The organism is Thiohalocapsa sp. (genome assembly GCF_019695415.1).
Lineage (GTDB): Bacteria > Pseudomonadota > Gammaproteobacteria > Chromatiales > Chromatiaceae > Thiohalocapsa.
Genome location: NZ_JAIFKJ010000316.1, coordinates 1 through 4,428 on the forward strand (window position 1 = coordinate 1; position 4,428 = coordinate 4,428).

Sequence of the window (4,428 nt, forward strand, 5' to 3'; positions counted from 1 at the left end):
GGATTATTGGCGTTTCCCATGCGGGCCAGGACGCCCCGTCCGATTTTCGGAAAGGCAAGGCCATTACATTTTGCTTCTCCTTAGGCCTGATGGTAAGCCTGTTGCCGGCGACCGTCACCAGACTATAAACGTATTCGCCGACAAAGCCGCTAGGATTTTGCCCGCAGACTTTGGTGCAGGAGAATCTGCGCTGCGTTGCGTTCAAGCCGCCAAGCCCCGCCCTCGCAGCTCCTTGATCTGATCTCGGATGGCTGCCGCGCGCTCGAACTCCAGCTCCCGGGCGGCGCGGTACATCTCTTTCTCCAGCTGCTTGACCTTGCCGGCCATCTGCGCCGGGGTGAGGTCCGCGTATTCGGCGATCTCGTCGGCAACGCGTGCGTACTCGCGGGCGCTCTTGGGGGCGCCGGGCACGTGCGCCTCCATGATGTCGGCGACGGCCTTCTTGATGGTCTGGGGCGTGATGCCGTGCTCGGCGTTGAAGGCAATCTGCTTGGCGCGGCGGCGCTCGGTCTCGTCGATGGCGCGCTGCATAGAGCCGGTGATGCTGTCCGCGTAGAGGATGGCCTTGCCGTGGGCGTTGCGGGCGGCGCGGCCGATGGTCTGGATCAGCGAGCCCTCGGAGCGCAGAAAGCCTTCCTTGTCCGCGTCGAGGATGGCCACCAGGCTGACCTCCGGCATGTCCAGACCCTCGCGCAGCAGGTTGATGCCCACCAGCACGTCGAACTCGCCGAGCCTGAGATCCCGAATGATCTCCACGCGCTCGACGGTGTCGATGTCGGAGTGCAAATAGCGCACTCGCACACCGTGCTCGCCCAAGTAATCGGTCAGATCCTCCGCCATGCGCTTGGTCAGCGTGGTGGCCAGCACGCGCTCGTCGGCGGCGACGCGCTCGCGAATCTCGGAGAGCAGGTCGTCCACCTGGGTGAGGGCCGGGCGGACCTCGACCTCCGGGTCCACGAGCCCGGTGGGGCGCACCACCTGCTCGATGACGGCGCCGGAGTGCTGGGCCTCATAGTCCCGCGGCGTGGCCGAGACGTAGATGGCCTGCGGCTGGCGAGCCTCGAATTCCTCGAACCGCAGCGGACGGTTATCCAGCGCCGACGGCAGCCGGAAGCCGTATTCCACCAGGTTCTCCTTGCGTGAGCGGTCGCCGCGGTACATGCCGCCCAGCTGCGGGACGGTGACATGGCTCTCGTCGATCACCAATAGTGTGTTGGACGGGATATAGTCGAACAGCGTCGGCGGCGGCTCGCCTGGCCCGCGGCCGGAGAGATAGCGGCTATAGTTCTCGATGCCGGAGCAGTAGCCCACCTCCACCATCATCTCCAGATCGAAAATCGTGCGCTGCTCCAGGCGCTGCGCCTCCACCAGCTTGTCGTTGGCGCGCAGCCATTCCAGGCGCTCGCGCAGCTCGTCCTTGATCTGCTCCACGGCGTTCAGGACCGTCTCCCGCGGGGTCGCATAGTGAGTCTTCGGAAAGACCGTGTAGCGGGGCACCTTGTGCTTGAGCTCGCCCGTCAGCGGGTCGAACAGGGACAGGGCTTCTACCTCGTCATCGAACAGCTCCACGCGCAGCGCCTCGTCGTCGGACTCCGCCGGGTAGATGTCGATGACGTCGCCGCGCACTCGGTACGACCCGCGCGATAGCTCGATCTCGTTGCGCCGATATTGCAGTGCCGTCAGGCGGCGCAGGATGGCGCGCTGGTCGATCTGCTCGCCGCGGGAGAGGTGCAGGACCATGCGGAGATATGCCTCGGGGTCACCCAAGCCGTAGATGCTGGACACGGTGGCCACCAGGATGACGTCCGGTCGCTCCAGCAGGGCTTTTGTGGCAGACAGACGCATCTGCTCGATGTGCTCGTTGATGGAGGCGTCCTTTTCGATGTAGGTGTCGGACGCCGGCACATAGGCCTCCGGCTGGTAGTAGTCGTAATAGGAGACGAAATACTCCACGGCGTTGTGCGGGAAGAACTCCCGCATCTCGCCGTAGAGCTGCGCGGCGAGGGTCTTGTTCGGCGCCAGGATCAGCGTCGGGCGCTGCACCTCGTTGATCACATTGGCGATGGTGAAGGTCTTGCCGGAGCCGGTGACGCCTAGCAGGGTCATGCCGGCCTCGCCATCACGAAGGCCCTCGACGAGCTGGCGGATCGCGGCGGGCTGGTCGCCGGCGGGCGGAAAGCGGGATTCGAGCTCAAAGGGCTTGGACATGGTGCTGAGGCGGACGGGCGGTGCGGCGTCGGTGGATGTCAGAGCGCACGCGGATTGGCTATTATTCGGGCCGGATTCGACACTTGCCAAGCCGTCCACCCACGCCGTAACAGCAGACCAAGCCGATGACCATTAAGCTCTCCGCCCGTGTGCAGGCCGTTAAGCCCTCGGCCACCCTCGCCATCACTGCCCGCGCCAAAGAGCTCAAGGCCGCCGGCAAGGACGTCATCGGCCTCGGCGCCGGCGAGCCGGACTTCGACACGCCGGACCACATCAAGCAGGCGGCCATCCAGGCCATCAATGACGGCTTCACCAAGTACACCGCCGTGGACGGGACGCCGGAGCTCAAGCGTGCCGTCATCGCCAAGTTTCAACGCGACAACGGGCTCGACTATCAGCCTGACCAGATCCTGGTCTCCTGCGGCGGCAAGCAGAGCTTCTACAACCTCGCCCAGGCCGTGCTGGACCCGGGCGATGAGGTGGTGATCCCCGCACCCTACTGGGTGTCGTACCCCGACATGGTGCTGCTGGCGGACGCCAAGCCGGTGATCATCGACGCGGGCGCGGATCAGCGCTTCAAGATCAGCGCCGAGCAGCTGCGCGCGGCAATGACTGATCGCACGCGGCTGGTGGTCATCAACAGCCCGTCCAACCCCACCGGCATGGCCTACAGCAAGGATGAGCTGGCCGCGCTCGGCGAGGTGCTGAGGGACTACCCCGGTGCCCTCATCGCCACGGACGACATGTACGAGCACATCCGCTGGGATACGGACACGCCCTTCGTCAACATCCTCAACGCCTGCCCGGACCTGATGGACCGCACGCTGGTGTTGAACGGCGTCTCCAAGGCCTACAGCATGACCGGCTGGCGCATCGGTTACGCCGGGGGCCCGGCCGAAGTCATCAAGGCCATGAAGAAGGTCCAGTCCCAGAGCACCTCCAACCCGACCTCCATCAGCCAGGTGGCGGCGCAGGCGGCCCTGGACGGCCCGCAGGACTGCATCGGTGAGATGCTGCAAGCCTTCAAACAGCGTCACGATTTCGTCGTCGAGGCGCTGAACGCCATTCCCGGCATCGACTGCCTACCGACCGACGGCACCTTCTACGTTTTCCCCGAAGTGGGAGGCCTCATCGAGCGGCTGGACGGCGTCGCGAATGACCTGGAGCTCGCCGACTACTTCATCGAGCACGCCGGCGTCGCGCTGGTGCCGGGGTCGGCCTTCGGACTCGACGGCTGCGTGCGCATTTCCATCGCCACCAGCAGCACCAACCTGGAGCAGGCCATCGCGCGTATCGCGAAGGTTGCCGGCTGACGCGCTGCGCGCAGTGCCGCCCCTGCATCGTCCCGGCAACGCCATGGCCAGCCCCCAAGTCTTCCCTTAAGCCCCCAGTGCACAGAGAGCAGGGGGGGCGACGCCGTCGAGCCGGACCGATGGACGCAGCAGTACGAGAGCCGCAGCGCGGCGTCACCCTCGTGGAGATGCTGGTCACCATGAGCATTGCAGTGCTCTTGCTCACTCTCGGTGTGTCCGGCGTGACTGCGCTGGTCAAGCGCAACGCGCGTGCCACCGCGGTCAATACCATGGTTGGGCACCTCAACTTCGCTCGCGCCCAGGCGGTCATGCGAGCGACCAACGTCCGGGTCTGTCCTGTCGACGCGGAAGCGCCCAGCGCCGGTTGTGCAGCAGATGCAGACGGAACCGCCTGGGGTGAGGGATATGCCGTCGTCGAGATGGACAATGCGGGAGCCACGGTCGCTGTGCTGCGGCTCCAAGAAGCCCCAAGGACGATCGAGATCGACAGTGGCGGGCGCCGCTTCTTCGAGTTCGAAGACGATGGCACCATCAGCATGGGGGGTGGTTCAGGCAATGGCAGCATCACCTTCTGCGACACCGCCGCGGACGGTATCGACGGAGCCCGGATCCGCATCTCCCTGATGGGGCGGGTCTCCTTGGACGACGGCGACGTCGACTGTGAGAGCTGAGGCGTGACGACACAGCCAGACGCCGCTGGGTCGGCTGACGTCATCCGTCTCAACGTCTGGGCCCGTAGTCCAGCGCCGGCGGAGGGGCGAACGCAGCGAGCGCTCGCCATCGGTTGACATGCAGACGATGCCGCAGCTATAGTTCGCGGCTTGCCAGATCCCCGATAGCTCAGCTGGTAGAGCAACTGACTGTTAATCAGTGGGTCACTGGTTCGAGTCCAGTTCGGGGAGCCAAC

General features: G+C 65.3%; 3 protein-coding genes and 1 tRNA gene. 3 read left to right on the plus strand and 1 reads right to left on the minus strand.

Annotated features, from left to right (window positions below; translation table 11 throughout):
- Window positions 1–201: 201 nt before the first annotated feature.
- The gene (gene uvrB, locus I6U14_RS09135) at window positions 202–2,208 is read right to left on the minus strand and encodes an excinuclease ABC subunit UvrB (protein WP_296898659.1); all 2,007 of its coding nucleotides are present in this window, start codon (window positions 2,206–2,208) and stop codon (window positions 202–204) included.
- Between the two features lie 125 nt (window positions 2,209–2,333).
- Here uvrB and I6U14_RS09140 point away from each other — a divergent pair, with 125 nt between their 5' ends.
- The 3 genes from I6U14_RS09140 (at window position 2,334) to I6U14_RS09150 (ending at window position 4,426) form a co-directional block, all read left to right on the plus strand.
- On the plus strand, window positions 2,334–3,521 hold the full coding sequence (locus I6U14_RS09140) for a pyridoxal phosphate-dependent aminotransferase (RefSeq protein ID WP_296898661.1): 1,188 nt from the start codon (window positions 2,334–2,336) through the stop codon (window positions 3,519–3,521).
- A gap of 119 nt (window positions 3,522–3,640) precedes the next feature.
- Window positions 3,641–4,192 (plus strand): GspH/FimT family pseudopilin, encoded by a 552-nt coding sequence (locus I6U14_RS09145; protein WP_296898662.1) that lies wholly within the window; start codon window positions 3,641–3,643, stop codon window positions 4,190–4,192.
- A gap of 158 nt (window positions 4,193–4,350) precedes the next feature.
- Window positions 4,351–4,426: transfer RNA gene (locus tag I6U14_RS09150), tRNA-Asn, on the plus strand.
- Window positions 4,427–4,428 lie beyond the last annotated feature (2 nt).